Source organism: Oceanospirillum beijerinckii DSM 7166, from assembly GCF_000422425.1.
GTDB lineage: Bacteria > Pseudomonadota > Gammaproteobacteria > Pseudomonadales > Halomonadaceae > Oceanospirillum > Oceanospirillum beijerinckii.
Genome location: NZ_AULT01000047.1, coordinates 21,372 through 45,406, shown reverse-complemented (window position 1 = coordinate 45,406; position 24,035 = coordinate 21,372). Strand labels below are relative to the sequence as shown.

Sequence of the window (24,035 nt, the reverse complement as noted above, 5' to 3'; positions counted from 1 at the left end):
GATGAATATGACAAGTGAGATGACTGTGAATGCAGGTGGCGCTGGAGAAACAGTGCTAGACCCTGCGGCGATGATTCAGGTCAGTGGATTTCAAAAATCCTTCACCCTGCACAACCAGGGCGGTGTGAGCTTTGAGGTGCTGAAAGGCATCGATCTGCAAGTAGATTCCGGCGAGTGTGTGGTACTGCACGGTCAGTCCGGTGCCGGTAAGAGTACTTTTCTGAAAGCCCTGTACGCGAACTACTCGGTTAATGAAGGCCAGATTGTACTGCGTGATGGTGATGAGCTGGTGGATATCACCTCTGCCCAACCCCGTCGCATTATCGCCCTGCGTGAGCAGACGCTGGGTTATGTCTCCCAGTTTCTGCGTGTGATCCCACGGGTCAGCACGGTAGATGTGGTGATGCAACCGCTGCTGGATCTGGGCGTCGATAAAGCGATATGCGAAGAGAAAGCTAAGACACTTTTAAGCCGTTTGAATGTACCTGAGCGCCTGTGGCAGCTAGCACCGAGCACCTTCTCTGGTGGTGAGCAGCAGCGTGTGAATATCGCCCGAGGCTTTATCGTCGATTACCCCATTATGCTGCTGGATGAGCCAACCGCATCCCTGGATGCAAAAAACCGCAAGGTAGTGGTTGAGCTGATCCATGAAGCTAAAGCCCGAGGCGCAGCCATTGTCGGCATCTTCCACGACGAAGATGTACGTGAAGCGGTCGCGGATCGTTTGGTTGATATACGGGCTGTGTAAAACGCAGACGGTTTAACAAGACCAGAGATTGAAGGCTCTTACGGATTTATAGCATTTTTTGCAGAACGGGAAACCTGAGTAGGTTGGATAAGTGAAGCGCCATCCGACATTAACCCCAACGGATAGTCATTGCTTTATCGGTCAACAATAGTCGGAAGGCGCCTTGCGGCTTTTCCGACCTACATGAAGCCCCGATCAGCGTTTGATATTTCGGAATATAACGCGATGAACGAACAAATTTTAACCAACGCGCAGCTGATTCTGCGTGATGAAGTGGTACAAGGCACGCTGGTGGTGCGTGATGGCAAGATTGCCGAGATCAGCCAGGGTAAAAGTCAGCTTGCACAAGCCGATGATTTGAGTGGTGATTTTCTGCTGCCGGGTCTGGTAGAGCTGCACACCGACAATCAGGAAAAATATTTCTCACCCCGTCCTAAAGTGGATTGGCCGGGGCACCTGGCGATGTCTACCCATGATGCTCAGCTTGTGGCGGCAGGTATTACCACCTCATTTGATTCCGTAGCGTTAGGTGATGTCGCCGGTGATAGCATCCGGGTGGAAAAACTGGATGCTATGATTAAAGCGATAGTGGACTCCGAAAAAGCCGGGATTAACCGTGCGGATCACCTGCTACACCTGCGTTGCGAGGTGAGCTATCCCGGTCTGATGGCGTTCTTTGAGCGTTATATCGATGAAGATCTGGTCAAACTGGTGTCTTTAATGGATCATGCGCCGGGTCAGCGCCAGTTTCCACCAGAGAATATTCCTAAGTACCGTGAGTATTACCAGGGCAAATACGGCTTCTCTGATACCGAGATTGATGCCTTTATTGTTGAGCAGCAAGCTAATAGCGCCAAATACTCGGACCGTTATCGTCGTACCATCTGTGCCGTGTGTAACGAAAGAGGTATTGCCACGGCTAGCCATGATGATGCGACAATTGAACATGCTAAAGAGTCCGCTGAGTTGGGGATGCAGGTGGCAGAATTCACAACGACTATGGAAGCGGCGAAAGCCTCTCATGATCTGGGCCTTAAGGTTTTGATGGGCGCGCCGAATGTTGTACGGGGTGGTTCGCACTCGGGCAATATCGCGGCTAAAGATCTGGCTAAGGCCGGTGTGCTGGATATTCTGAGTTCCGATTACTATCCATCGGCACTGCTACAAGCGGCCTTTATGGTCGCGGGTCAGGACAATGATTATTCGCCGGCGGATGCGGTGGCACTGGTTACTGCCAACCCTGCCACAGCATCAAACCTGTTTGACCGGGGTGAGCTGAAAGCAGGTCTACGAGCGGATCTTGTGCAAGTAAAACAGCATGAAGTGATGTCTTTAATTCAACGGGTTTGGAATCAGGGTAAGAGGGTTTTCTAACATGAGCGGCACCCTGTTTTATCTGATAGGTGCATCGGGCTCTGGCAAAGACAGTTTGCTGGCGGGTTGCCGTCAGCAGCTGACACCGGAGCAGCGGTGTTGTGTGGCCCACCGTTATATCACCCGGGCACCGGGTGTCGGTGGTGAGAACCATGTGCACCTGTCGGAACAAGAGTTTGCCATGCGTGAGCGTATGGGTATGTTTGCTATGAACTGGTATTCCCACGGTTATCACTACGGCATCGGCTCAGAGATTAACGGCTGGCTGGACGCGGGGGCTAATGTGATTATCAACGGTTCCCGCGAGTATCTGTCTCAGGCGATTGAGCAGTATGAAGAGCTGGTGCCTGTACTGGTTGAAGTAGATGCGGAGCTGCTGCGTGATCGTTTGACCAACCGTGGTCGCGAAACCACAGAAGAGATTGAGCGTCGCCTGCAACGTCACCAGCAGTTGGTCGATAGCCTGCCTGATTCGGTTTGTCGGGTGAATAATAGCGCTGATCTGCAACAGGGCATTGATAGCCTGCTTCAGCTGATACAACAACACGGTTGGCAGAACGGTATCGAATTGGAGCTGCCGGTTATGCCTAAAGCAGATATTGATGGCTCTGAACAGAACCGGTTTAAGAGCCTGACAAAATGATCAAACTGAGCTTGCTGGGCACCGGTGATGTACGCCAGGTGCCGGTTTTTGGTTGTCAGTGTAAGGTGTGCTATCGGGCCCGGGTTGATGTCAGTGCCCGTCGCAGACCTTGCAGTGCTCTGCTGGAGACGGATCAAGCGACATTGTTGTTGGATGGCGGGTTAACGGATTTGGCCGAGCGCTTTGATCAAAAGCCATTAGATGGCATCCTGCTGACTCATTATCATGTAGATCATGTGCAGGGCTTGTTTCATCTGCGTTGGGGCTTAGGGGAACCGGTTCCTGTTTATGGCCCGGATGATCAGGAGGGTTGTGCGGATCTTTTTAAGCACCCCGGTATTCTGGATTTTCAGCGCCCGTTGGTACCGTTTGAGCGTTATAACCTACATGGTGTAGGCGTTACACCGGTTCCTCTCCAGCATTCCAAGCCTACCTTTGGTTATCTGCTGGACTACCAGAACGTGCGTATTGCTTATCTGACCGATACCGTCGGCTTACCTGATGAGAGTATGAAGTTCTTGAATCAATTTTGGCTGGATATGATGGTGATCGACTGCAGCCATCCCCCTCAGGATACGCCGCCAAGAAACCATAATGATCTCAATCTGGCACTGGAGATTCATGGCAAGCTGAACCCTGCTAAAACCGTATTGACTCACCTGAGCCATCATATGGATCTGTGGTTGATGGATAATGCTGCGACATTGCCGGAGAGTGTTGTGGTCGCCAGCGATGGTGATAGCTTTATCCTTTAAGGGTGCGTTGGCCCATTCATTGGGAATGGGCCGGAGCCTGATTTCTGGATAGATGCGGCTCTATGACGAAATAAGCACTCACACAAAAGTTAATCTTCAGTAGATCATTTCACTCTTTAGTCATTGACCAAATAATCAACACACTCCTGTGTAAGTGTGCATCAGGCTAAACCGATGAGCTATTAATGGACATACTGCTGCGCATATTCGGCGTTGTTATACAGGCTGGCACCAAAGGATTGTTGACCAAACTCGGTAATTATCTTTTGCCCCTTGTCAGAGGCCACAAACTCGATAAACGCCTGAGACAGACGCCCTGCAGGTTGAGAAAGGTCTGAGGTGCGTAGCGCGTGATAAGTGTTAATCAGCATAGGATCACCTTTAAACAGGATGCTGAGATTATCCAGTTTAGCTTGCTCGGCGACCCAGGTAGAGCTATCGGTCATAAAGTAGCCCGGCTTCTGATTAGCCTGACGTAAGGTAGCGCGCATAAACTCTTTGGTCACATGATACCAGGAACCCTGTGGGGTGATTTCAGCATTTTGCCAAATGCGTTGCTCTTTTTTATGTGTACCTGAGTTATCCCCCCGGGAGAAAAAATCAGCTTTTTTCTGTGCAACTTTCTGATAGGCGTGAGCGACGCTTTTTGCTGTACTGACCTGAGCCGGGTCGTGCTTGGGGCCAACCAGATAAAACTCATTGCTGCCAATCAGTGTCCGTTGTGCTGCCCAGCCAGCCCGAACGGCTTCTTTTTCCGGGCCTGGTGCATGCACCATAACCATATCTACGGCACCGGATTTCAGCAGTTTGAGCGACTTGCCTGAGCCAGCCTTAACCCAGCACATACGGCTGTCATGTTGTTGGTTAAATTCATCAGCGAGAACCTTTAACAGACCTAATTCCCCCGGACTGCCGGTGGCCAGACGAAAAGTTGTTTGACCTTCGCCATAGCTGGCCTTGCATTCGGCAGCATGAGCCGGAGCAGTCAATGCCAGGGTTGCGGCTGTCATGGCGGTAGCGGTTAGCACAGTGGTAAGCAATGGACGTTTCAGTGTTTGTTTCATCTTGTACCCTAAGGGCCATATTGTCTTATTACTTGAATCCAAGAGAGACATAATGGCTCAAGTCTCAGAAAAATTATTAAGGATGCGTTAATAGCGTCTGTTGGTAAGCAAGCGGGATACCAGAAAAAATCGTGGGTAGCTCCGTCAAAATGGGTCGCAACATCTTCAATAAGAGCATCAAGGGTCTAAGCGGACTTTAGGTAATTAGAGGGTATTTCATCGGTGTTTATTATCTGAATTTAAATTAATCAAATGAACTTTTTTCCGTGGATGCTGGCACCGACGTAACTGATCAAAACCCAGATTAAGCTGAGGTTGAAGAAGAATCTCGATTGAGAATAATCGTACGGTATTGCTTCGGCGTGATGCGATTAAAAGCCTTAAACTCGCGACTGAGATGGGCCTGATCGGAGTAGCCCATATGGTGAGCAATATCGGTTAATGGCATAGCGTTAGGCTCATGGCGCAGTTGATCCATTACGCGATTAACCCGTGCCAGTTGTTGGTAGCGCTTAGGTGAAATACCGATATATTGCTTAAACTGGCGCTCGATCGTTCTGGGATTGAAAAAACTATCCAACTGGCCCAACTTCTCATCGCCGGACGAGTTGGCAATATTTTGCAGTAGGGTAGCAAAGGGTTCGGGTAGATATTCCTGATCCAGTTTGTGCTGTTTTAACCAACGGTAGACAGCCAGAGCTTGTCGCCATAGATTAGGTTGCAGCAGCAGCGTATTTTCAAGTTGTGCCCAATCAAGCGGTGATTCCAGTTCCTTGAGTGGAATAGCGGCTTCTGGTCGCTGGCCAAACAGGGCAGTGGCAACACCGGGCTGCAGGCAGATCCCCACCAATTGACTGTCAGGAAGCAGTGTAATTGAGGCCGCTTCCGTATAGTCGGGCATCAATAATGGCTCTGTGGACTGTAAAACGCCATTAAGCGCAAATTGACCTTTTAGAGTGAAAACAAGAGCGCTAAAAGCTTTCCCCCTGAGCCAGCGCTCTGCGGGCTCAGGGGCCTGGCTATCGGTGGAAGCGAACCAGATTGCCTGCACCGTTTGCGCTGTCAAAGCCGCAGGAAACAACAGGGTGAGATCCACCCCGTTGATTCGGCTACGCTGAGTTTTGCGCTGAATGAGCGTTTCAGTATTGCGTTTGATAGCTGCCCACCTCGGGTTTAAAGGTTCTGGCCACACGGTTCCAGCTGTTAATGGCGTTGATGGCCAGTGTCAGATTGACGATTTCGGCATCACTCCATACGGCTTGCATCTCTTCCAGTTGTGGATCGTCTATCTCCTGATTTAACATCAAGGCTTCCGCCCAGGCAAGTGCTAAACGTTCACGACCACTGAAAAACGGCGCATCTTTCCAGGCCGACAACGCATAGATGCGCTGGGGAGTCTCGCCCAGGGCGGTGGCATCTTTACTGTGCATATCGATACAGTAGGCGCACCGGTTGATCTGGGAGACTCTGAGCTTAATCAGCTCAAGCAGCCCCAGGCCCAGTTTATCAGAGGCGATAAAGCGCTCTTTCAGATATTTCTCCTGATTCATCAGGATGCCCATCGCGTCAGTAGCCAGGTTGAAATAATCGATTTGAATGGTCATTTTTCTTCTCCTTTCAATGTGGTATCCATGCTAAAGGCCTGGCTACCGGAAAAATTGAAAAAAAACGACAAACAGACTGATCTATGATCGACACAGGGAAAGCGTCATAGCTGTATTTCAAATATAAAGAGGTCTGGCGCTTCAATAGGATGCTGTTCAACCACTGTTTAAGCGCAGGTACCAAGGCTTTTACGGTATTTCCCCGGGCTGATACCGACAAAATGATCAAAGTGGTTTCTTAATGAGAGTGACGTTGAAAAACCACTGAGTGAGGCGATGGTTTCTATCGGTGTTGCTGTGGTTTCCAACAGGTATTTTGCGTGCTCAACACGGGCATTAAGCAGCCACTGTTTGACGCTCATACCGTAGTTCTGACGAAAACGACGGTCAAAGGTGCGCCGGGTTAGGCAGGCCCGCTCGGCCAGCTCGTCGGTAGTGATCTTCTTATCGAGGTTTTCTAACGCCCAGTCCAGTACCTGCCCTAGTTCAGAGCGGGGTTTGGGCACGGGGAGTTGAATAAATTGTTGTTGCCCTCCGGCTCTATGGCCTGATACTACCAGTCTTTTGGCAACGGTATTGGCGGTTTCTATACCAAAATCCTGTCGGATCAGATCCAGTGACAGATCGATACAGGCTGCACTCCCGGCGGAGGTGTGCAGGTTATCTTCATGCACGTATAAGCGATTGACATCCAGTGCGACTAAGGGAAAACGTTGATTAAACGCTTCGGCATAACGCCAGTGAGTCGTTGCACTTCTGCCATTCAATAAGCCTGTTTGCGCCAGGATAAAAGCCCCGGAGCAGAACGAAACCAAACGAGCACCATTGCTATGAGCCTGCTGAAGGGCGTGAATCAGTTCGTTATCCGCTTCCCGTTGCAGACTGGTCCAGCCGGGAATCACAACGGTATCCACCTGGCTTAGCACGGAAAGGTCCGTGTTGGCCGATAGCCCTGTGCCTTCCGCAATCGGCAGATAATCCTCATCGACAGAGACAATTTGAGCCTGATACCAGGGCTGAAAGTGTTTGCCATAAGAAGCGAAGATCTCCACCGCTGCGCCAAACTCCAGCATAGATAAGCCCTTATAAGCACAAATCGCGACTTTATGTGTGTTCATGGTGGGTTCCTTATTATGTGCCTATAGCTGTATTCAGGCATAGGGCGTTACTTTCAGGCCATTGTGGCGGCTGATTTTCCGCTTTAACAGAGCCAACAAGCACCTTGTCCGAAAAGCAATGTTTAATGTCTCTTTTGCCATTTTATGACTTTTAGTGCTGGGATTTAATAGGTCTTGAACGAAAGCAAGCCACTTGGCTTAAATCACTACTTTTTAAATCTCACTTATTTTTTAGATCTCACTTAAAGATCATCAGGAGAAGAGTTATGGAACAGCAAGTCAACGTTTCTGCAGTAGTTGAGCCATCCGCGGTAAAAGAGCCATCAGCGGTAGCAGAGGTTCCGGCAGCCAGCTCAGAGCAGGCTAGCGCACACTTTGCGGCCAAACTGGCATATGAAACCGATTGTGCCGATGTTCATCAGGCAATGGCTAAGAAGCAGATGGATTTTCATCTGTTGGATGTGCGGGGTGCCATGTCATTTGAGCGTAGCCATGTACCCGGCGCAATCAATATGCCGAAGGATAAAATCAGTCATGAAACCTTGTCCGCCTTGCCGGAAAGACGCTGCTTTGTCGTTTACTGTGCCGGCCCTCACTGTAATGGCGCGGATAAAGCCGCGTTAAAAATTGCTCAGTTGGGTTTCCCGGTAAAAATCATGATTGGCGGTATGACTGGCTGGGCTGATGAGAAGTTTCGTTTTGAAGGGATCAAGGCCTGAGAAAATTAGGTGCGGTAGAGGTTTTGTCTCTCTCCAGTACTTTCTACTGTGCAACCCTCTTTATTCCCTCTTGTAGAGCTGGATTGCTGTACAAGAGGGTATAAAAGCACCATCAAAATAATCAGGAGGATAGCTTTGAAATCAATTGATCAGTCAGAAATCACGGTCGGTTTATGGCAACAGAACGATATCCCGGAAGTTTTGGCGTTAATGCAGCAGCTGGCTCGGTTTGAAGGGTATGACAACCAGTTTAACGTCACCGAACAGGAACTGCTGGAACGAGGTTTTGGTGAAAATATTCAGTTTGATTGCATCGTTGCCAGATTGAGCAGGGCGGGAGTCAGTACAAAACAGGGGGCCATTGTTGGTTATGCCGTGTTGGTCTACACCCCTTTTACCTATGATCTCAAGCCTGCCGCAACGCTAAAAGAGTTCCTGGTGGCGGATGGGATGAGAGGGCTTGGCATTGGTCGGCAGCTATTTACAGCGCTGCAGACCCATTGCCGGGCTCAAGGGGTTGAGCGCCTATCCTGGTTGGTCTTGCAAGGCAATAAAGCCGCAGAATGCTTTTATCAGGATCAGGGGGGAGGGCTAAGTGCGCAGTGGTTACTGTACGAAAAGACGTTAGCTCACTGCTGATAATATCAGTGAAATCTTTTTGTCATCGTCCAAATGGAGGTTATTCTTCACTTATTACGCTAATGTTGTAAACAGCACCTTTGTAAACAGTGTCTTTGTAAATAACGCTTTTGTAAATAACACCCGATTAATCAACCCGCTGCCGGAATAATCTATGGCTTATCTTGCGACCTTTCTGATCAGTCTGCTGTGTGCTGTGATAGCCTGGGCTGACAAAGAAATAGTCGATACTTCACCTGAACAGGCGTTGCCGGTATTGGAGGTTGAGGTAATTGCTATGCAGTATCCACCTTATACCGGCAGTCAATTGACGGATTACGGTCTGGCATTCAGAGCATTACAGGCCAAGCTTGATCAGACGGATGGTGCCAGAGTTGTATTGACCCCACATTTTCTGCCGCCCGCCCGGGCAGGCTTGGCCGTACAGGAGGGGCATTGGCAAGCCAGTTTTTTCCCTCCAGTATCAGGCTTGAAAGAGAGCTACAGAAATGTGTTGCCATCCCATGAGCCGATAAAAATCGGCTTGTTCCGTTTACACAAAATGCAGCCATTTCTCTGGGATTATTATCATGAGCTGGAAGGACGGGTGGCTTTTACCCGTCTAAAGGGGAACAGCCCGATACGTGATCAGATGGTAGCGGCGGGGTTAAATATTGTTGAGGTTGATAGTCTGGAACAGAGCTTTCGCTTGCTGCGGTTGGGCCGGGTGGATTATGTGTTTTCCGAACGTTTGGCGGGCTTTTATATCGGCTTAAATCAAGGCATGACTCACGATGATTTGCAGTTCAGTGATAAGAACGTGCTGATACAGTTGTCGATGAATGTCTGGTTAAATACAGATACACCGGAAGGGCTTGAACTCTTCCGGCGTTTGTCACCTGAATAAAGCAGCAGAGCCGTAAGTCATGGGTAACCATAACAAAGGGTGTGAGAACAGGCGATATGGATGTTAGCCTACCTTATAAAAGTCACTGTGCTGTTTTAACTCTTCTTTTATCCAGTCACTGAAAGCAGTGACTTTGGGCGCAGGCGGTTTATTGGGTAGAACGAGATAATGGGCGCCCGTTGAAGGCAGTGTGTAATCATGAGCCTGAATCAGCTCACCACTTTCCAGCAGAGTGGAGGCATGGAAGCTGCGGGTCAGCAGTAAGCCCACATTATTACAGGCGGCTTCCATCGCCATGGTGCTGGTATCACTTTCCAGAATAGGCATCGGCATTATGCCGCCGTAACCTTGTTTACGGAACCATTGCTGCCAGTTCTCCCGATCGCCAATGGTGCTGATCAGTGGTAACTGGATTATCTTCAGCGGATCATTATCCACCGGATACTTTTCTAAAAAGCCCGGACTGGCCACGACTACCCAGTGTTCCTGGGTCAGTCTTTCCACCTTCATCCCGGTCCAATCGCCAAAACCGTTGGAGACCTCCAGATCGGCTTCTTCCACCTCATTTTGTGATGGCCAAACCGACGACATCAAGCGGATACGAATACCTGGGTTCTGTTGGTAGAAGTGTGCCAGACGAGACACTAACCAGCGATGAATAAAACTGGTGCCACACTTAATGGTAAGTAATGCCCTGTGATCAGTGCCAAACAGCTCATTGGTGCTGGCTTGAAGATTATTAAATGCCTCGGTGAGTACGGGGAGATAGGCTCGTGCCGCATCGGTCAGTTCCAACTTTCGGGGTTTGCGGATAAACAGCTGGGTATTCAGATACTCTTCCAGCAATTTTACCTGTTGACTGACAGCACCCTGAGTCACATGTAGCTCTTCTGCCGCTCGGGTCAGGCTGCGTAAGCGTGCGGCGGCCTCAAAGGCTTTCATCGCATTTAACGGGGGCAGGGGTTTACGGTTGTGTTTCATTATTATGTCATTTGTAAGACTTGATTGGCTGATTTTTAACAGTTTTGTATGACGAAATAATGTCATCGGGTTTGGCTGCACGATTTCGGATAATAAGCGGATAATCAGTGCCAGCCGCTACCAGCCACTATTTATCAGAGCTATAAAGACAGTTCACAGAATAATCCAGGTGAGTTAAGCCCGGAAACAGAACCTCAATATAATCAGTGTTGCCCGACAAAAACAAAACCTTAAAGCAGACAAGATTCTGAAGATCACCAAGGCATACTCGAAGAATAGCCAGAATATTATTCTCCCCTCTGTATTCCTGACTGTTTTTCTGGGACAATGCCCGTTTTTAAGGGACAGGCTATAATTCACACCAGTTCCTTCCTGCCGATTAGCTGATAGATACCGATACCTGATGAGCGCAATAACCAGTAAACATAAAACAGCCCCGAACCTGTTCTCCTACCCTTTATATTGGGCGGAGTGTTTTGGTACAGCCCCTTTCCTGCCGACCACTCGCGAGGAGATGGATCAGCTGGGCTGGGATAGCTGCGATGTGATTATTGTCACCGGTGATGCTTATGTGGATCACCCGAGCTTTGGTATGGCGGTGATGGGCCGTCTGCTGGAGGCTCAGGGCTTCCGGGTTGGTATTATCGATCAGCCGGACTGGCGTAACCCTGACGACTTTATGCGTCTGGGTAAGCCGAATTTCTATTTCGGTGTTACGGCAGGCAATATGGATTCCCTGATCAACCGTTATACGGCGGATCTGAAGGTCCGTAACGACGATGCCTATACCCCACACGGTGAAGGCGGTAAGCGTCCGGACCGTGCGGTGATTGTTTACTCTCAGCGCTGTAAACAGGCCTACTCCGATGTACCTGTGGTAATCGGTGGTATTGAAGCCAGTCTGCGTCGCATTGCTCAGTACGATTACTGGAGCAATGAGGTTCGCCGCTCGGTGCTAATTGACTCCACTGCGGATATTCTGCTCTATGGTAACGCCGAGCGCGCCATTATCGAGCTGACGCAAAAACTGGCAGCCGGTGAGAAGCTGGAAGATCTGCTTGATATTCGTGGTACTACCGTTGTGCGTGATGTCGCGCCTGGCGGTTATACCGAGATCGACTCCAGTCGTGTGGACTGGCCAGGTAAGATCGATCAGATCCCAAGCCCTTACGAGTATATTCCAGAAGGCAAATGTCAGGATGGTGAAGAGGAAGATCCTGATGTAATGCCGATCCGTGTGATTCCGGCACCATTAAAAGGCAAATACGGCAAGCTGGAGCAGGAAAAAACCTATATCCGTCTGCCGTCCTTCGACAAGGTGCATAAAGACCCAGTGCTGTATGCCCATGCCTCTCGTGTACTGCACCTGGAGTCAAACCCTCATAATGCCCGTGCACTGATTCAGAAGCATGGCAAAAAAGAGATCTGGGTTAATCCACCGCCAATTCCACTGGAAACCGACGAGATGGACGGTGTATTTGGTTTCGCTTATCAGCGTGTCCCGCACCCGAAATATGGCGACGCCAAGATCCCTGCCTACGAGATGATCCGCTTCTCGATCAATATTATGCGCGGTTGTTTTGGTGGCTGTACCTTCTGTTCCATTACCGAACACGAAGGTCGTATTATTCAGAGCCGCTCCCATGAGTCGGTACTCAATGAGATCGAAGATATTAAGCAGAAGCTACCAGCCTTTACCGGTCATATCTCCGATCTGGGTGGTCCAACCTCCAATATGTACCACCTGAACTGTAAAGATCCAGAGATTCAGGCGTCCTGTCGTAAGCTGTCCTGTGTTTACCCGGATATCTGCGTCAACCTGAATACCGATCATAGCCCGACGACCGAGCTATACCGTAAAACCCGTGCCATTGACGGTGTGCATACGGTATCTATTGCCTCTGGTCTACGTTATGACCTGGCGGTGGAAGACCCCGAGTACGTAAAAGAGCTGGTGACCTACCATGTGGGAGGTTATCTAAAGATTGCCCCAGAGCACTCTGAAATGGGCACTCTGAGCAAGATGATGAAACCGGGCATGGGTACATACGATAACTTTAAGCGTATGTTCGATAAGTACTCAAAAGAAGCCGGTAAGAAACAGTATCTGATTCCATACTTTATCGCCGCCCACCCTGGTTGCGAAGATGAAGATATGATGAATCTGGCGCTGTGGCTGAAGCAGAACGACTTCCGTCCGGATCAGGTACAAACTTTCTACCCATCACCGATGTCGCTGGCGACTGCTATGTATCACTCGGATAAAAACCCGCTCAAGCAGGTAACCTATAAGAGTGAAAAGCTGTATACCGCCAAGGATTATAATCAACGCCGTACCCAGAAGGGATTCCTGCGTTATCACGATCCGAAGAACTGGCCAGCACTGCGCCAAACGCTGCGTGATATGGGCCGTGCCGATCTGATTGGTGACGGTAAAAATAAGCTGGTACCCGGTGAAGACAAAGATCCGGTTAACCCACGCAGCCCACGCAAGGCCCGTCCGGGTCAGCAAACCGGTGCATCTCATACCACCAACCGCCCTAAACTGAATAAGTCAGGCGGCTCTGGTAGCAGTAACAAACCAGTCGGTAAAAAGCCTGCTGGCAAGAAAAGCACTAAGCCATCAGCGAAAAAAGCGGCATCAGCCAATAGCAATAACAACACTAATCGCAAACCGGCAGGCAAAAAAGCCAGACCGGTAAGTAAAAAACGCGGTTAAGAAAATTCTGGCAATCAGGGTTTGATATGAAAAGGCAGCCTCTAAATAAGCTGCCTTTTCTTTTTCTAAATGAGCAAATAAGCCTTCAACTTATCTATCTTGCCAGCACCTTCTTCAATGCTAACTGCAGTCGAACCTCTTGATCACCCTGGCACCAGTTATTATCCAGTTGCACCCATAACGGATCATCAGCATCCAGGCCCAGTGCTTCAAGGTAAGCCTTTTGCACAACCACAAATTGCTTTTTGTAGGGCAGTAGATAACCACCTTGCTCCGCCAATACCTGCTGGGCTTCCTGATAATTCCGGCACCAGTGACTCAACAACATAGTGCATTTCGGATGATACCAGAACTCGCCATATCCTAACGGGTGCAAGTCCGTATCACAGCTTAGTACTTGGCGGGCATGCTCCCAGTCGGTAAAGCCATACTGACGGGCGATATAGCGCTGGCAATGTTTCAGTTGTAATATTTGAGGAGAAGTCTGTTTGCCCTGACAGAGTTTTTGCAAATCTTCAGGAACAGGAGAAACTTTCAGGAGTTTTTTCGCGCGGATTTTCAGCTCTTCAATTGGCGCTATCATCATTTAATCCTAAGTCACTTTTGTCCCCGCAAACAAAGATTCAGAATCAAATAAGTCAGCCATTAAAAGCGAACATCATGAACAGAAGGGTGAGATCCTCTTGGCGGGCAGGCATCCCTCAACACCTGTGGCGCAGGATTATGCCTGTTCTGAGGGAGTGCTGCAATCTATAACCGCTAAAATACAGATTGTGAAAATACCATTGCACAACGAAAAAAGCCCGCAACAAACGTTGCGGGCTTTTATAGATGGTGCCCGGAGACAGAATCGAACTGCCGACACGGGGATTTTCAATCCCCTGCTCTACCGACTGAGCTATCCGGGCGTTTAGGTATAAACCTAAAACTTTTTATAACACTGGACTTAACACTTGAGCCCATTGCTATCAAAGCAAAACACTTTTTGTCCTGCTTTAGAATTCAATGGTGCCCGGAGACAGAATCGAACTGCCGACACGGGGATTTTCAATCCCCTGCTCTACCGACTGAGCTATCCGGGCAACGGGGCACATTAAACACCAGTTAAAAAAAAACTGCAACAGAATTAACTAGTTAAAGTTAATTTTTTTCTATTTTTATCTCAGAATCGATTCTTTGGCCTTTGTGTAGCGCTAACCAGAACATCAACAGCTTTGTCTTAAAAAGCAGTCGCTTGTATCAATACGGCGCGGAGCATCAGATTGAAGCGGAATTTATCGTTGACAATCAATGACCAGCATGAATATTCAGACAATAACACCTCGTCAATAGAAAGCAGGATTGTCTGGCCACAAACTGAAGGATATTGAAATACTTTTTTTTAGATGAGTACAACTCTGTACCAACGTCGCAGCAACGAATACAATTAAGCCTATTATTTCAAGAACCCAAAGTTTTTTGCCAGGGACAGTTCCTATGCGAGCCAGTCAAATTCTAATTTCCACTTTAAAAGAAACACCTTCTGATGCAGAGGTGATCAGCCATCAGCTGATGTTACGTGCGGGTATGATCCGTAAACTGGCATCGGGTCTTTACACTTGGTTACCCCTGGGCCTGCGTACCCTGCGCAAGGTTGAACGCATTGTGCGTGAAGAGATGGACAAAGTCTCTCAGGAAGTGCTGATGCCAGCGGCACAGCCCTCTGAACTATGGCAGGAGTCCGGCCGTTGGGAACAATACGGTCCTGAACTGCTGCGTTTTAAAGACCGTCACGATCGTGATTTCTGTGTGGGCCCAACCCACGAAGAAGTGATCACCGAGATGGCGCGCAAAGAGCTGATGAGCTATAAGCAGCTGCCGGTTAACTTCTACCAGATCCAAACTAAATTCCGTGATGAGATCCGCCCACGCTTTGGTGTGATGCGTTCCCGTGAATTTATTATGAAGGATGCTTACTCCTTCCACTCTACTCAGGAATCTTTGCAGCAGACCTACGACGCCATGTTTGAGGCCTACTGTAAAGTGTTCGACCGACTGGGTCTGAATTACCGCCCGGTACTGGCCGATAACGGCTCGATCGGTGGTAGCGGTTCCCACGAATTCCATGTACTGGCGGACTCCGGCGAAGACGATATCGTATTCAACGATGAAGGCACCTACGCCGCTAATATGGAAAAAGCGGAAGCACTGGCACCAAAAGATGCGCCCGATGCTCCGACTGAAGAGATGCGCCTGGTAGACACGCCTAATACCAAAACCATCGATGCACTGGTAAATGGTTTTGGTCTGGATATCGAAAAAACCATCAAAACCCTGATCGTTCGCGCCTCCGATGAGATTGAAGCTAACTTTATTGCACTGATCGTGCGTGGTGATCACTCTCTGAACGAGATCAAAGCAGAAAATCTACCGGAAGTTGCTGCACCGCTAACCTTCGCTACCGAAGATGAAGTACGTGAAGCCGTTGGTGCTGGTCCAGGCTCTCTGGGTCCAATCAATCTGGCGATTCCATGTATCGTTGACCGAGCAGTTGCCGTATCTTCTGACTTTGGTGCCGGAGCGAATATTGATGATAAACACTACTTCGGCGTGAACTGGGGTCGTGATCTGGAACTGCCTCCTGTAGCGGATATCCGTAATGTGGTAGAAGGCGATCCTAGCCCGGACGGCAAAGGTACCCTATCTATCAAACGCGGTATCGAAGTGGGCCATATCTTCCAGCTGGGCACTAAGTACAGTGAAGCGATGAATGCCACTGTTCTGGGAGAAAATGGCAAGCCAATCCCTATGATTATGGGTTGTTACGGTATTGGGGTTACCCGTGTAGTGGCGTCAGCTATCGAGCAGGGTCACGACGAGAACGGTATTATCTGGCCGGAATCTCTGGCACCGTTTGAAGTGGCTATTGTGCCGATGAATGCCCATAAGTCTGAACTGGTACGTGAAACCAGTGAAAAACTGTATCAGGATCTGAAAGCCGCGGGCTTTGATGTCCTGCTGGAAGACCGTGACGAACGTCCTGGCTTTAAGTTTGCTGACCTTGAGCTCATGGGCATCCCGCACCGCATCGTTGTCGGTGAGCGCGGCCTGAAAGAGGGCGAGCTGGAGTACAAAGGCCGTCGTGACGAAAGCAACACCATGATCGCTCAGGAAACCGTTCTGGACTTCCTGAAGGAAAAGTTCCAACGCTAATCATGATGTAACCCCTATGGCCAAGCTGTTTGTATCTGGGAAGTTGTTTGTTATTAATCAACGCTCTAGCACAAACCCGTCAGACGCCATTCAAAAGCAACAGCCTGCCCTCAAGAGGCAGCTGTTGCTTTTGTCCACCATCGCACTCTTTTTCTCTCTGATACTGTCTCCACGATCTGTTTTAGCCGCTTCTTCCCATCCGGCAGAATTATTACAGGCGCTGCAAGCCGCCGCGTCCACTCAAAGCTTTAGCGACAAATTTACCGCTCAGGTTTGGTTAGTAGACATGAGCAACCGCCTGAAACGTTTCATACCCAACGCCCATGCGCGCTTACGTTTACTGAAACAGGTACATATTGAAGCCAGCAAGCATCAGCTGATGCCGGAGCTGGTATTAGCAGTGATTGAGGTAGAAAGCCATTTTAAAGCTGATGCAGTATCCGTAGCCGGTGCCCAGGGTTTAATGCAAGTGATGCCATTCTGGAAAAAAGAGATTGGCCGTTCTGAAGATAACCTGTTTGATATGCATACCAATCTTAGCTACGGCTGTACCATTCTCGCCTACTATTTAAAAAAAGAAGCTAACAACCTCACCCGGGCTCTTGCTCGCTACAATGGCAGTATTGGTCACACAAAATACCCGGAGCGAGTCATGCGCGCCTGGGTCAAACATTGGCAACCAGGATAGTCCTGCTCTTCCCGATGAGCAGGTGTCTTGGCAAAATCATAACCCATCTCCGAGTCTGTCTTTTACATCTCTGCCTTTTAGCATATTAGTTTTGCATCTTTTAATAAGCAGGGTATGATAACTCTATAAAAAATATAACATTTTCAGGTAGCCCCGAAATATGCCTCGGTTTCTGACTGCCCGTTAGTGCTCCTGATAAACAGGGGACTAATGAATCAACAGGTGTAAAGGCAACACTGCCAACAATTTTCACAGCGCCTGTTTTCCCTCTGATAGCAGTTTTCAGGCATATCCGGGAACCTCCACCAGCCCATTCAGGAGGCCCTATGACAGAGTCAGAAATGAAGGTGCTGTATGATATTGCGCTCTTAATCGGTTCTGAAACCAAGGAAAAACCGCTCATACAAAAGCTACTGCAGCGTCTGTTGTATCATTCAGGTATGTGCAGTGGTCTCTATCTGCAGGGTTGTTCAACCGCGAATGGACACAGTAGCTTTACTATTCAACAGGCAATTACACCCAGTAGCTTTTTGCTCAATCAGACACACCTTTATCTGGTGCAAGAACCTCTGCCGGAAGCCTATACTTTAAGTCACCTGCAACAACTATCGGGCCAGATCGACCCGGCATTGGCGCACTATCACTATGTATTATTTTTGCCAATTAACAGCCATGAAGGTTTCCTGCTTCTTGCAGAGCAGGAACAGGCATTGGCACTGCCTGCGCCATTACTTGAACCTCTTTTAACCAATCTGGCGAATACCCTGACCTTATGCCGTGAAGCTATCAAGCCAGACATTGCATCTGCTGACATATCTGCAGCCCGCTTTGCACATGGCACTGTAGAAACAGTCAGCCCGGAAGTTAAAAGCCAGATTCTGGCTCAGGCCAATCAAGCTAAATGTGAATTTCTCCGTGGCATGAGCCATGAACTGCGCACCCCTTTGAATGCTATTCAAGGCTATGCTCAATTATTGGAAATGGATCAGGAGCATCTTTCTGATGAACATAATGACCAGGTTCAGGAGATACGCTCTGCCAGTCACTATCTGGCCCATCTGATTGACGAAATTACAGATCTGGCCAAAATAGAATCAGGCCAGGTGGACCTTGATATTGAAGTCCTGCACTGCAAAGACTTACTTGATGAAGTTAAAAGTCTGACAATTTCGTTACAACAACAGTGGCACATCCCTCTGGAAATAAAGCTACCGGAACTATCCTGCCCACCTTTGCGCGCGGATAAAAAGCGGACTCGTCAGATCCTGTTAAACTTACTCAGTAATGGCATCAAATATAACAGGCCTGGCGGACAGGTCTTTATTGACGTGGAGTTCTCAGATCAAGCCGCACACATTCATATCAAGGATACGGGAACAGGCCTGACAGAAGCACAGCAGGCACAACTGTTTGAACCTTTTAAACGTTTTGGTGGGGAATCAAGTCAACAACAGGGAAAAGGGATCGGTCTCACCATTTGCAAGAAGTTGGCCGAAGCAATGGCAGGTCATATAACTGTTAATAGTATTGTAGGTGAAGGTAGTCAGTTCACATTGACCTTACCCATCTGCCAAGGAGTACAACCCGTGAACTCAATAGAAGGCCAGAAGTTAGACAACACCAGAGACTCTAATAGCCTGAAGCAAACCACAACGCTGTATGTCGAAGACAATATGACGAATCGCCTTCTGGTAGAAAAAATTTTCAGTAAACGTCAGGGAGACCGCCTGCTAACGGCCAGTACTCCTGAAGAGGGCCTTAGTTTATTGCGCACAGAGTCCATGGATCTGGTGATTTTGGATATAAACCTGCCCGAAATGTCTGGCTTCGAGTTACTGCAACTGATACGTGCTGAGGCACTGCATCGGGGAAAAGCCGTTATAGCACTGAGCGCAAATGCCATGCAGTCAGATATCGACTTGGGTTTATCGGCTGGCTTTGATGCTTACCTGACCAAGCCTCTGAATATTCCTGAATTTACTCAAAAGCTGGATCACTGGCTAAACAAGGGTTAAAGCACACACTTTTTTGCTAACCAAAAACAAGCCGCAAGTCTTTACCAAAAGCCGGAGTTTCAGACTCCGGCTTTTTACTTCGGTATGACAGATCAATTATCTCGCCGCTGAGCCAAAACGCTTGATTAAACTTGCCAGATCCTTAGCCTCATCCAGTAATTCATCGCTATCAGCAACCATCTCCTGATTCGCCCGAGCAACAGATTCTGCCGCTGAGTGCACCTGTTCCAAACGCTGGTTCATCTCACCGGCCGCAGTACTTTGCTGTATGGTAGCGGTCGCGATCTGCTGATTCATATTCCCCAACTGGGTAATCGTTTCTCCCAGATCAAGCAGCACCTGCTCAGCCTCTTTAATTTCAGCTACGGTAGAATCCGCCTGCTGTTCACAAGTAGACATAATGGAGGCCACCTGTTGCGTCTGCTGCTGGAAGGTCTGTAACAACACCTGAATCTCACCCGTTGATTTTTGTGAGCTTTGCGCCAGATTACGCACCTCATCCGCTACAACTGCAAAACCACGACCTTGCTCACCTGCCCGGGCCGCTTCAATGGCAGCATTCAATGCCAGTAGGTTAGTTTTCTCGGCAATACCGTTGATCACATCCAGAATAGACTCAATATTCTGACTGCTCTTCTCCAGCGCATGAATTACCTGCATGGACTCGCGCACATCTGTAGCCATACGCTGAATAGAACGCTCGCTACGTTCAACGATACCCCGGCCTTTTTGGCTAACCACATCCGTCTCTTTCGCTAAAAGGGCCGCATCTTCGCAGTTGGCCGCTACTTGCTCAGTTGCCACAGACATCTGCTGCATGGTGCTGGCTGCATGGGCTATATCACTGAGCTGGTTATCCGTTTGCTCGCTGACACTGCGTGCCTGATTAGCCACATCTGATGTATGACCGTGGATCTGACCTGAAGCATTTTCCAGTCGATTGACTACTGTTTTCATCGTCAGGTTCAAGAACTTCTGCGTGAGTTCCAGCTGCCCAAGCTCATCATAACGCCCGGTGAACACCATCTGCGCAACAGGATTTGAGAAGGTTTCCGCGCTTTTCTTAGCCAGGCGGGAAATAGGAGCTGCCAGCCACCAAGCCGCAATACCGCTAACACCGACTGCACCTGCAAATAACGCCAGAATTTTCGGCCAGGTAGCATCATCAAATAGGAAACCGACCAAAGCCAGCATAGGCAACATAATTAGAAGGATGGTCGCCCAGGTTCTACGAAAATAGCTGGTAGAAAAGAAGCCTTTGGCCCTGGCCCATATACTGGTGTGCTTATTGGCATTAATTGCAGCATATAGCGCATCTGCACGTTTGACGACATCACGATCAGGCGCATGACGCACTGACTGATAGCCAACAATCTGACCATTCTCAAAAATAGGCGTCGCATAGGCATCCACCCAGTAATGACCGCCGTCTTTTGAACGATTCTTCACTACACCAATCCAGGGCTTGCCCTGTTTGATCACATCCCATAGGTCCTGAAAAGCTGCGGGAGGCATGTCCGGGTGACGAATCAGGTTATGAGGCGCTCCCATTAACTCTTCTTTGTTGAAACCGCTCATCTCAACGAAGTAATCGTTGCAGTTAGTAATCTTCCCTTTTTTATCCGTGGTAGAAATAATACAGCGATCAGGATCCATCAATCGCTCTTGACCGGTCACGGGAAGATTCCGCCGCATAGTACACCCCTGTCATCAAGCCTTCATGTTTTGAGCCTAAGATACCTGCTGAAAAAGATAATTTGTTCAAGCAATTGGCCCAGACGCACCCTTACTAAACAGTATAGCGTCAGGGTGACTCAAAATAGCGCGCAAATCATAATTCAAACAAAGCAGTATAAAAACACTATTTTATATGCTTTTTTGTGATCAGCTATTAGTTTGACACCGGTTAACATAGACCATCAAAGAGTGACACTATAAAAAATGTGGAAAATCATAGAGTTATAAATAAACACGGTCACTACAAAGCAAAAGCTCTATTTACAAAAAGATACATAATGCAATAAAAAACCCAACATGTTGAATAACACTGTTGGGTTATGGTTGCGTCAAAGCACGGTTTAACTGCACTATTAAATGAGCACTTACTTAATAATACAGCGCATTATTTCCAGATATCTCTAATACTTCAAACAGTCTGACATGACCGTACGATACAGTATAGTGATTCTATTTTTCCACCTTAGCCTATTTTTTCCGCCACCTTAGCTAATACACCAGACTGGTAATCATCAAAGGCCTGCTGGATTTCCTGCTCACTATTCATGACAAAAGGACCGTATTGTACAATCGGTTCCTGCAAAGGTTGACCTGTAACCAACAAGACACCGGCCCCCTCTGAGGATTGCAGAGACAGCAAATCTCCGGTAAATACCAATAATTCTCCCTGCTTTAACACTAGATCAGCCGCTGGTAGAAAAGTCTCTCCCCCGTAGACATAAACAAAACCTTGATGCCCCTTGGAGATCGGATGCTCTATCTCACTACTGGCCGGTAAAACAATATCAACCATCAGTGGTTGAGTCGCAGTTCGCTGGATTGGCCCATCAATGCCCAGAGAATGACCTGCCACAACTTTGCGTTTAACCCCATTATCATCTACTACCACCGGAATCTGCTCCGCAGAAAGATCCTGATAGTGAGGTTCCGTCATTTTGTCTTTAGCCGGTAAGTTTAACCAGAACTGAAATCCCCACAGCAAGCCTTTTTCCTGCATCGGCATTTCGGAATGAATAATGCCTGCGCCAGCAGTCATCCATTGTACTCCGCCGGATTTTAACAAACCGACATTGCCCATATGGTCTTCGTGTCTTAGAGAACCCTGCAAGAGATAGGTAATGGTTTCAAAACCCCGATAAGGATGTGGCGGGAAGCCTGCAATATAGTCATCCGGTTGATCAGATTTGAATTCATCTAACATCAGAAAAGGATCTATATGGCGTAGATGGGTAGTCCCTATTAAACGATTCAGGCGTACTCCTGCACCATCTGAGGTTGGTATCCCTCGAACTTTTTGCAGTACTTTGAAATCAGGCATGAAAAACCTCCAATACTCATGGCTTGTGTTTCAATACACTATAAACCTGAAAAATCTGGATAAAAACCACATAAAAATGGCATTAACTTTCTAATTTTTCGAAAAAACATCAATGAGAAGCGCAAGATCACTTCTATAGATACCATTAAAGCAGGCCAGAAAGCCTATTCAGGTAGCCTATACCTGATAGAAGAACGGCTGGATTACACTGAAGACTTGAATTAAATATCAGATCGGGTTACGAAGGTCACCCGATCACTATTCCTTGGACAGAACGACAGGTATCATAGGGTCTGCGCTCAATCAAAATAGAAGCAACAAATAGAGATACAGGAAAAGAACGAAAAGGAAAGGAGCGAAACGATGAATTATCAGGATGCCGTTAATTACTGCCTGTCCCGCCCGGAAACAACGCAAGATTATCCTTTCGGACCGGATGCGGCGGTATTTAAAGTCAGAGGAAAGATGTTTGCCTTACTGGGAACATGTGGCCCGTCGGGTAAAGAACTGGGTATCGAGTTTGCCGACTGTGACTTTCTGAATCTGAAATGTGATCCTGATGAAGCCTTTATGCTCAGAGATATTTTTCCCGAAGTCCTGCCCGCTTATCATATGTCCAAAAAACACTGGATCAGTGTGGTACTAAAAGAATCTATGCCAACTAACGAGACGGAACGATTAATAGATCGTTCTTATAGTCTGGTCGTAAAAGGTCTGAAGAAAGCAGAGCGTGCTCAGCTGGAACTGCACTACTCTGCCGAAGAACTTTATCGTTAAGCCATACTCAGATTACTGTTTATTGACCCAATACACGCCCCAGACAGTAACGGCCATGCCCAGCAAAGCAATTGGCGTGAACTGCTCATCAAACAGAATCCAGGCCTCCAGGGCAGTAAAAGGTGGTACCAGATAGAAGTAACTTGCCGTTTTAGTGGCTTCACCGGCCTGAATCATCAACATCAGTAGTAACAACGCGCCAACTGACAATACCAGCACCGACCAGGTTAGTGCTCCGACAAACTCAATATGCCACTCGACACTGCCTTCTTCCCACAACAGCACGCCGGTCAGGGTAATTGCCAATGTCGCCAGATACTGAATAAAACTGGCCGACAATAATGGCTGCGGCTGACAATAGTTTTTCTGATATAAAGTGCCTAGTGTAATTCCCACTAACGCCAGAACAATCCAACCCAGCTCAGAAGGCGCCAATAAGTCACCTTCCAACAGATCGGCCTGCCCGCCCACTAACACCAGCACAACCCCGGTAATACCCAGAGCTAAACCTGTCCACTGACGGATGCTGGGTTTATTCTGATAGATAAAAGCCATCATAATCGCGACCAGAATAGGCTGAAGACTAACCAATAGGGCTGTCAGACCGGCCGAAGCCCCCGTTTCAATCGCTGAGAAAACACCGCCCAAATAAGCACCATGAATCAAAGCACCCGCTATCGCCTGCTGTTTCCAGAGCATAAGATCTCTGGGCAACGTCACTTTAAATACCTGCATCAACAGCCAGAAAACCGCTATATTGGCGGCCATGCGCCAACTCAGGAAAGTAAAAGGTTCACTGTAAGGCAGGCCATACTTGGCACCGATAAAGCCAGTACTCCACAACACCACAAATATCCAGGGTACCAACTTAATAAACCCAGGTGATGAAAATCGGCTAACCAGTGTTGCCTGCATAAAATCTCCTTTCGCTAATGGGTATTTAGCGACTGCAAAGATGATGGGTATGGGATGAAGAGTCAGATCGAAGCCAACGGATTAAATCACTTGCAACATCAGGTTGGATAAAACGACTCTGGCTGTACCCTTGGCTTATCTGT

General features: G+C 48.3%; 21 protein-coding genes and 2 tRNA genes. 12 read left to right on the top strand and 11 right to left on the bottom strand.

Annotated features, from left to right (window positions below):
* The first annotated feature begins 1 nt into the window (after position 1).
* From phnL to phnP, 4 genes are all read left to right on the top strand, one after another.
* Positions 2-748, top strand: a complete 747-nt coding sequence (gene phnL / locus H579_RS0114305) for a phosphonate C-P lyase system protein PhnL (protein ID WP_245583281.1) — start codon at positions 2-4, stop codon at positions 746-748.
* Between the two features lie 225 nt (positions 749-973).
* On the top strand, positions 974-2,122 hold the full coding sequence (locus H579_RS0114300) for an alpha-D-ribose 1-methylphosphonate 5-triphosphate diphosphatase (RefSeq protein ID WP_028301255.1): 1,149 nt from the start codon (positions 974-976) through the stop codon (positions 2,120-2,122).
* Position 2,123: 1 nt separating this feature from the next.
* Positions 2,124-2,765 (top strand): phosphonate metabolism protein/1,5-bisphosphokinase (PRPP-forming) PhnN, encoded by a 642-nt coding sequence (phnN, locus tag H579_RS25755; RefSeq protein WP_051227658.1) that lies wholly within the window; start codon positions 2,124-2,126, stop codon positions 2,763-2,765.
* A complete protein-coding gene (gene phnP, locus H579_RS0114290; protein ID WP_245583280.1) occupies positions 2,762-3,520 on the top strand; it encodes a phosphonate metabolism protein PhnP in 759 nt (252 codons plus the stop codon). Before phnN ends, phnP begins: the two co-directional genes overlap by 4 nt.
* 182 nt (positions 3,521-3,702) lie before the next feature.
* Here phnP and H579_RS0114285 read toward each other — a convergent pair whose 3' ends face one another.
* The 4 genes from H579_RS0114285 to H579_RS0114270 form a co-directional block, all read right to left on the bottom strand.
* The gene (locus tag H579_RS0114285) at positions 3,703-4,584 is read right to left on the bottom strand and encodes an ABC transporter substrate-binding protein (RefSeq protein ID WP_028301253.1); all 882 of its coding nucleotides are present in this window, start codon (positions 4,582-4,584) and stop codon (positions 3,703-3,705) included.
* Between the two features lie 304 nt (positions 4,585-4,888).
* The gene (locus H579_RS0114280) at positions 4,889-5,680 is read right to left on the bottom strand and encodes a helix-turn-helix domain-containing protein (protein ID WP_028301252.1); all 792 of its coding nucleotides are present in this window, start codon (positions 5,678-5,680) and stop codon (positions 4,889-4,891) included.
* Positions 5,681-5,723: 43 nt separating this feature from the next.
* The gene (locus H579_RS0114275; protein ID WP_028301251.1) at positions 5,724-6,188 is read right to left on the bottom strand and encodes a carboxymuconolactone decarboxylase family protein; all 465 of its coding nucleotides are present in this window, start codon (positions 6,186-6,188) and stop codon (positions 5,724-5,726) included.
* A gap of 167 nt (positions 6,189-6,355) precedes the next feature.
* Positions 6,356-7,306, bottom strand: a complete 951-nt coding sequence (locus H579_RS0114270) for a helix-turn-helix domain-containing protein (RefSeq protein WP_028301250.1) — start codon at positions 7,304-7,306, stop codon at positions 6,356-6,358.
* 266 nt (positions 7,307-7,572) lie between these two features.
* Between H579_RS0114270 and H579_RS25750 the strand changes: the two genes are divergently transcribed.
* The 3 genes from H579_RS25750 to H579_RS0114255 all read left to right on the top strand — a co-directional run bounded on the left by H579_RS25750 (position 7,573) and on the right by H579_RS0114255 (position 9,550).
* Positions 7,573-8,025 (top strand): rhodanese-like domain-containing protein, encoded by a 453-nt coding sequence (locus H579_RS25750; RefSeq protein WP_051227657.1) that lies wholly within the window; start codon positions 7,573-7,575, stop codon positions 8,023-8,025.
* A gap of 135 nt (positions 8,026-8,160) precedes the next feature.
* Positions 8,161-8,664: a GNAT family N-acetyltransferase gene (locus H579_RS0114260; protein WP_051227656.1), complete on the top strand. Its 504-nt coding sequence runs from the start codon at positions 8,161-8,163 to the stop codon at positions 8,662-8,664.
* Positions 8,665-8,818: 154 nt separating this feature from the next.
* The gene (locus tag H579_RS0114255; RefSeq protein WP_028301248.1) at positions 8,819-9,550 is read left to right on the top strand and encodes a hypothetical protein; all 732 of its coding nucleotides are present in this window, start codon (positions 8,819-8,821) and stop codon (positions 9,548-9,550) included.
* Between the two features lie 63 nt (positions 9,551-9,613).
* On the opposite strand, the gene H579_RS0114250 is transcribed toward H579_RS0114255, so the two are convergent.
* Entirely contained in the window at positions 9,614-10,531 is a 918-nt protein-coding gene (locus H579_RS0114250; RefSeq protein WP_028301247.1) for a LysR substrate-binding domain-containing protein, read from the bottom strand.
* 403 nt (positions 10,532-10,934) lie between these two features.
* On the opposite strand from H579_RS0114250, the gene H579_RS0114245 reads away from it, so the two are divergent.
* The gene (locus H579_RS0114245) at positions 10,935-13,250 is read left to right on the top strand and encodes a YgiQ family radical SAM protein (protein WP_036566338.1); all 2,316 of its coding nucleotides are present in this window, start codon (positions 10,935-10,937) and stop codon (positions 13,248-13,250) included.
* A gap of 94 nt (positions 13,251-13,344) precedes the next feature.
* On the opposite strand, the gene H579_RS25745 is transcribed toward H579_RS0114245, so the two are convergent.
* The 3 genes from H579_RS25745 to H579_RS0114230 all read right to left on the bottom strand — a co-directional run bounded on the left by H579_RS25745 (position 13,345) and on the right by H579_RS0114230 (position 14,332).
* Complete coding sequence (locus H579_RS25745; protein ID WP_051227655.1) at positions 13,345-13,833, bottom strand: hypothetical protein; 489 nt, start codon at positions 13,831-13,833, stop codon at positions 13,345-13,347.
* A 249-nt stretch (positions 13,834-14,082) separates the two neighbouring features.
* Positions 14,083-14,158: transfer RNA gene (locus H579_RS0114235), tRNA-Phe, on the bottom strand.
* Positions 14,159-14,256: 98 nt separating this feature from the next.
* A tRNA-Phe gene (locus H579_RS0114230) sits at positions 14,257-14,332 on the bottom strand.
* Positions 14,333-14,726: 394 nt separating this feature from the next.
* Between H579_RS0114230 and H579_RS0114225 the strand changes: the two genes are divergently transcribed.
* From H579_RS0114225 to H579_RS25740, 3 genes are all read left to right on the top strand, one after another.
* Positions 14,727-16,442 carry a proline--tRNA ligase gene (locus tag H579_RS0114225; RefSeq protein WP_028301245.1) on the top strand — a complete coding sequence of 572 codons (1,716 nt, stop codon included), beginning with the start codon at positions 14,727-14,729 and terminating at the stop codon, positions 16,440-16,442.
* Between the two features lie 124 nt (positions 16,443-16,566).
* Complete coding sequence (locus H579_RS0114220; RefSeq protein WP_245583279.1) at positions 16,567-17,130, top strand: transglycosylase SLT domain-containing protein; 564 nt, start codon at positions 16,567-16,569, stop codon at positions 17,128-17,130.
* A 326-nt stretch (positions 17,131-17,456) separates the two neighbouring features.
* Positions 17,457-19,145, top strand: a complete 1,689-nt coding sequence (locus H579_RS25740) for an ATP-binding response regulator (RefSeq protein ID WP_051227654.1) — start codon at positions 17,457-17,459, stop codon at positions 19,143-19,145.
* 96 nt (positions 19,146-19,241) lie between these two features.
* Here H579_RS25740 and H579_RS0114210 read toward each other — a convergent pair whose 3' ends face one another.
* Both H579_RS0114210 and H579_RS0114205 read right to left on the bottom strand, forming a co-directional pair.
* Complete coding sequence (locus H579_RS0114210) at positions 19,242-20,840, bottom strand: methyl-accepting chemotaxis protein (protein ID WP_028301243.1); 1,599 nt, start codon at positions 20,838-20,840, stop codon at positions 19,242-19,244.
* 505 nt (positions 20,841-21,345) lie between these two features.
* On the bottom strand, positions 21,346-22,200 hold the full coding sequence (locus tag H579_RS0114205; protein WP_028301242.1) for a pirin family protein: 855 nt from the start codon (positions 22,198-22,200) through the stop codon (positions 21,346-21,348).
* Positions 22,201-22,563: 363 nt separating this feature from the next.
* On the opposite strand from H579_RS0114205, the gene H579_RS0114200 reads away from it, so the two are divergent.
* Positions 22,564-22,977 carry an MmcQ/YjbR family DNA-binding protein gene (locus tag H579_RS0114200; RefSeq protein ID WP_028301241.1) on the top strand — a complete coding sequence of 138 codons (414 nt, stop codon included), beginning with the start codon at positions 22,564-22,566 and terminating at the stop codon, positions 22,975-22,977.
* A 12-nt stretch (positions 22,978-22,989) separates the two neighbouring features.
* Here H579_RS0114200 and H579_RS0114195 read toward each other — a convergent pair whose 3' ends face one another.
* The gene (locus tag H579_RS0114195) at positions 22,990-23,892 is read right to left on the bottom strand and encodes a DMT family transporter (RefSeq protein WP_028301240.1); all 903 of its coding nucleotides are present in this window, start codon (positions 23,890-23,892) and stop codon (positions 22,990-22,992) included.
* Positions 23,893-24,035 lie beyond the last annotated feature (143 nt).

Coding starts and splice junctions, on each gene's coding strand:
- H579_RS0114270 (WP_028301250.1), bottom strand. CDS start 7,306: ATGAACACACATAAAGTCGCGATTTGTGCTTATAAGGGCTTATCTATG.
- H579_RS0114250 (WP_028301247.1), bottom strand. CDS start 10,531: ATGAAACACAACCGTAAACCCCTGCCCCCGTTAAATGCGATGAAAGCC.
- phnP (WP_245583280.1), top strand. CDS start 2,762: ATGATCAAACTGAGCTTGCTGGGCACCGGTGATGTACGCCAGGTGCCG.
- H579_RS0114210 (WP_028301243.1), bottom strand. CDS start 20,840: ATGCGGCGGAATCTTCCCGTGACCGGTCAAGAGCGATTGATGGATCCT.
- phnL (WP_245583281.1), top strand. CDS start 2: ATGAATATGACAAGTGAGATGACTGTGAATGCAGGTGGCGCTGGAGAA.
- H579_RS0114275 (WP_028301251.1), bottom strand. CDS start 6,188: ATGACCATTCAAATCGATTATTTCAACCTGGCTACTGACGCGATGGGC.
- H579_RS0114285 (WP_028301253.1), bottom strand. CDS start 4,584: ATGAAACAAACACTGAAACGTCCATTGCTTACCACTGTGCTAACCGCT.
- H579_RS0114245 (WP_036566338.1), top strand. CDS start 10,935: ATGAGCGCAATAACCAGTAAACATAAAACAGCCCCGAACCTGTTCTCC.
- H579_RS0114195 (WP_028301240.1), bottom strand. CDS start 23,892: ATGCAGGCAACACTGGTTAGCCGATTTTCATCACCTGGGTTTATTAAG.
- H579_RS25740 (WP_051227654.1), top strand. CDS start 17,457: ATGACAGAGTCAGAAATGAAGGTGCTGTATGATATTGCGCTCTTAATC.
- H579_RS0114300 (WP_028301255.1), top strand. CDS start 974: ATGAACGAACAAATTTTAACCAACGCGCAGCTGATTCTGCGTGATGAA.
- H579_RS25745 (WP_051227655.1), bottom strand. CDS start 13,833: ATGATAGCGCCAATTGAAGAGCTGAAAATCCGCGCGAAAAAACTCCTG.
- H579_RS25750 (WP_051227657.1), top strand. CDS start 7,573: ATGGAACAGCAAGTCAACGTTTCTGCAGTAGTTGAGCCATCCGCGGTA.
- H579_RS0114255 (WP_028301248.1), top strand. CDS start 8,819: ATGGCTTATCTTGCGACCTTTCTGATCAGTCTGCTGTGTGCTGTGATA.
- H579_RS0114205 (WP_028301242.1), bottom strand. CDS start 22,200: ATGCCTGATTTCAAAGTACTGCAAAAAGTTCGAGGGATACCAACCTCA.
- H579_RS0114200 (WP_028301241.1), top strand. CDS start 22,564: ATGAATTATCAGGATGCCGTTAATTACTGCCTGTCCCGCCCGGAAACA.
- H579_RS0114225 (WP_028301245.1), top strand. CDS start 14,727: ATGCGAGCCAGTCAAATTCTAATTTCCACTTTAAAAGAAACACCTTCT.
- phnN (WP_051227658.1), top strand. CDS start 2,124: ATGAGCGGCACCCTGTTTTATCTGATAGGTGCATCGGGCTCTGGCAAA.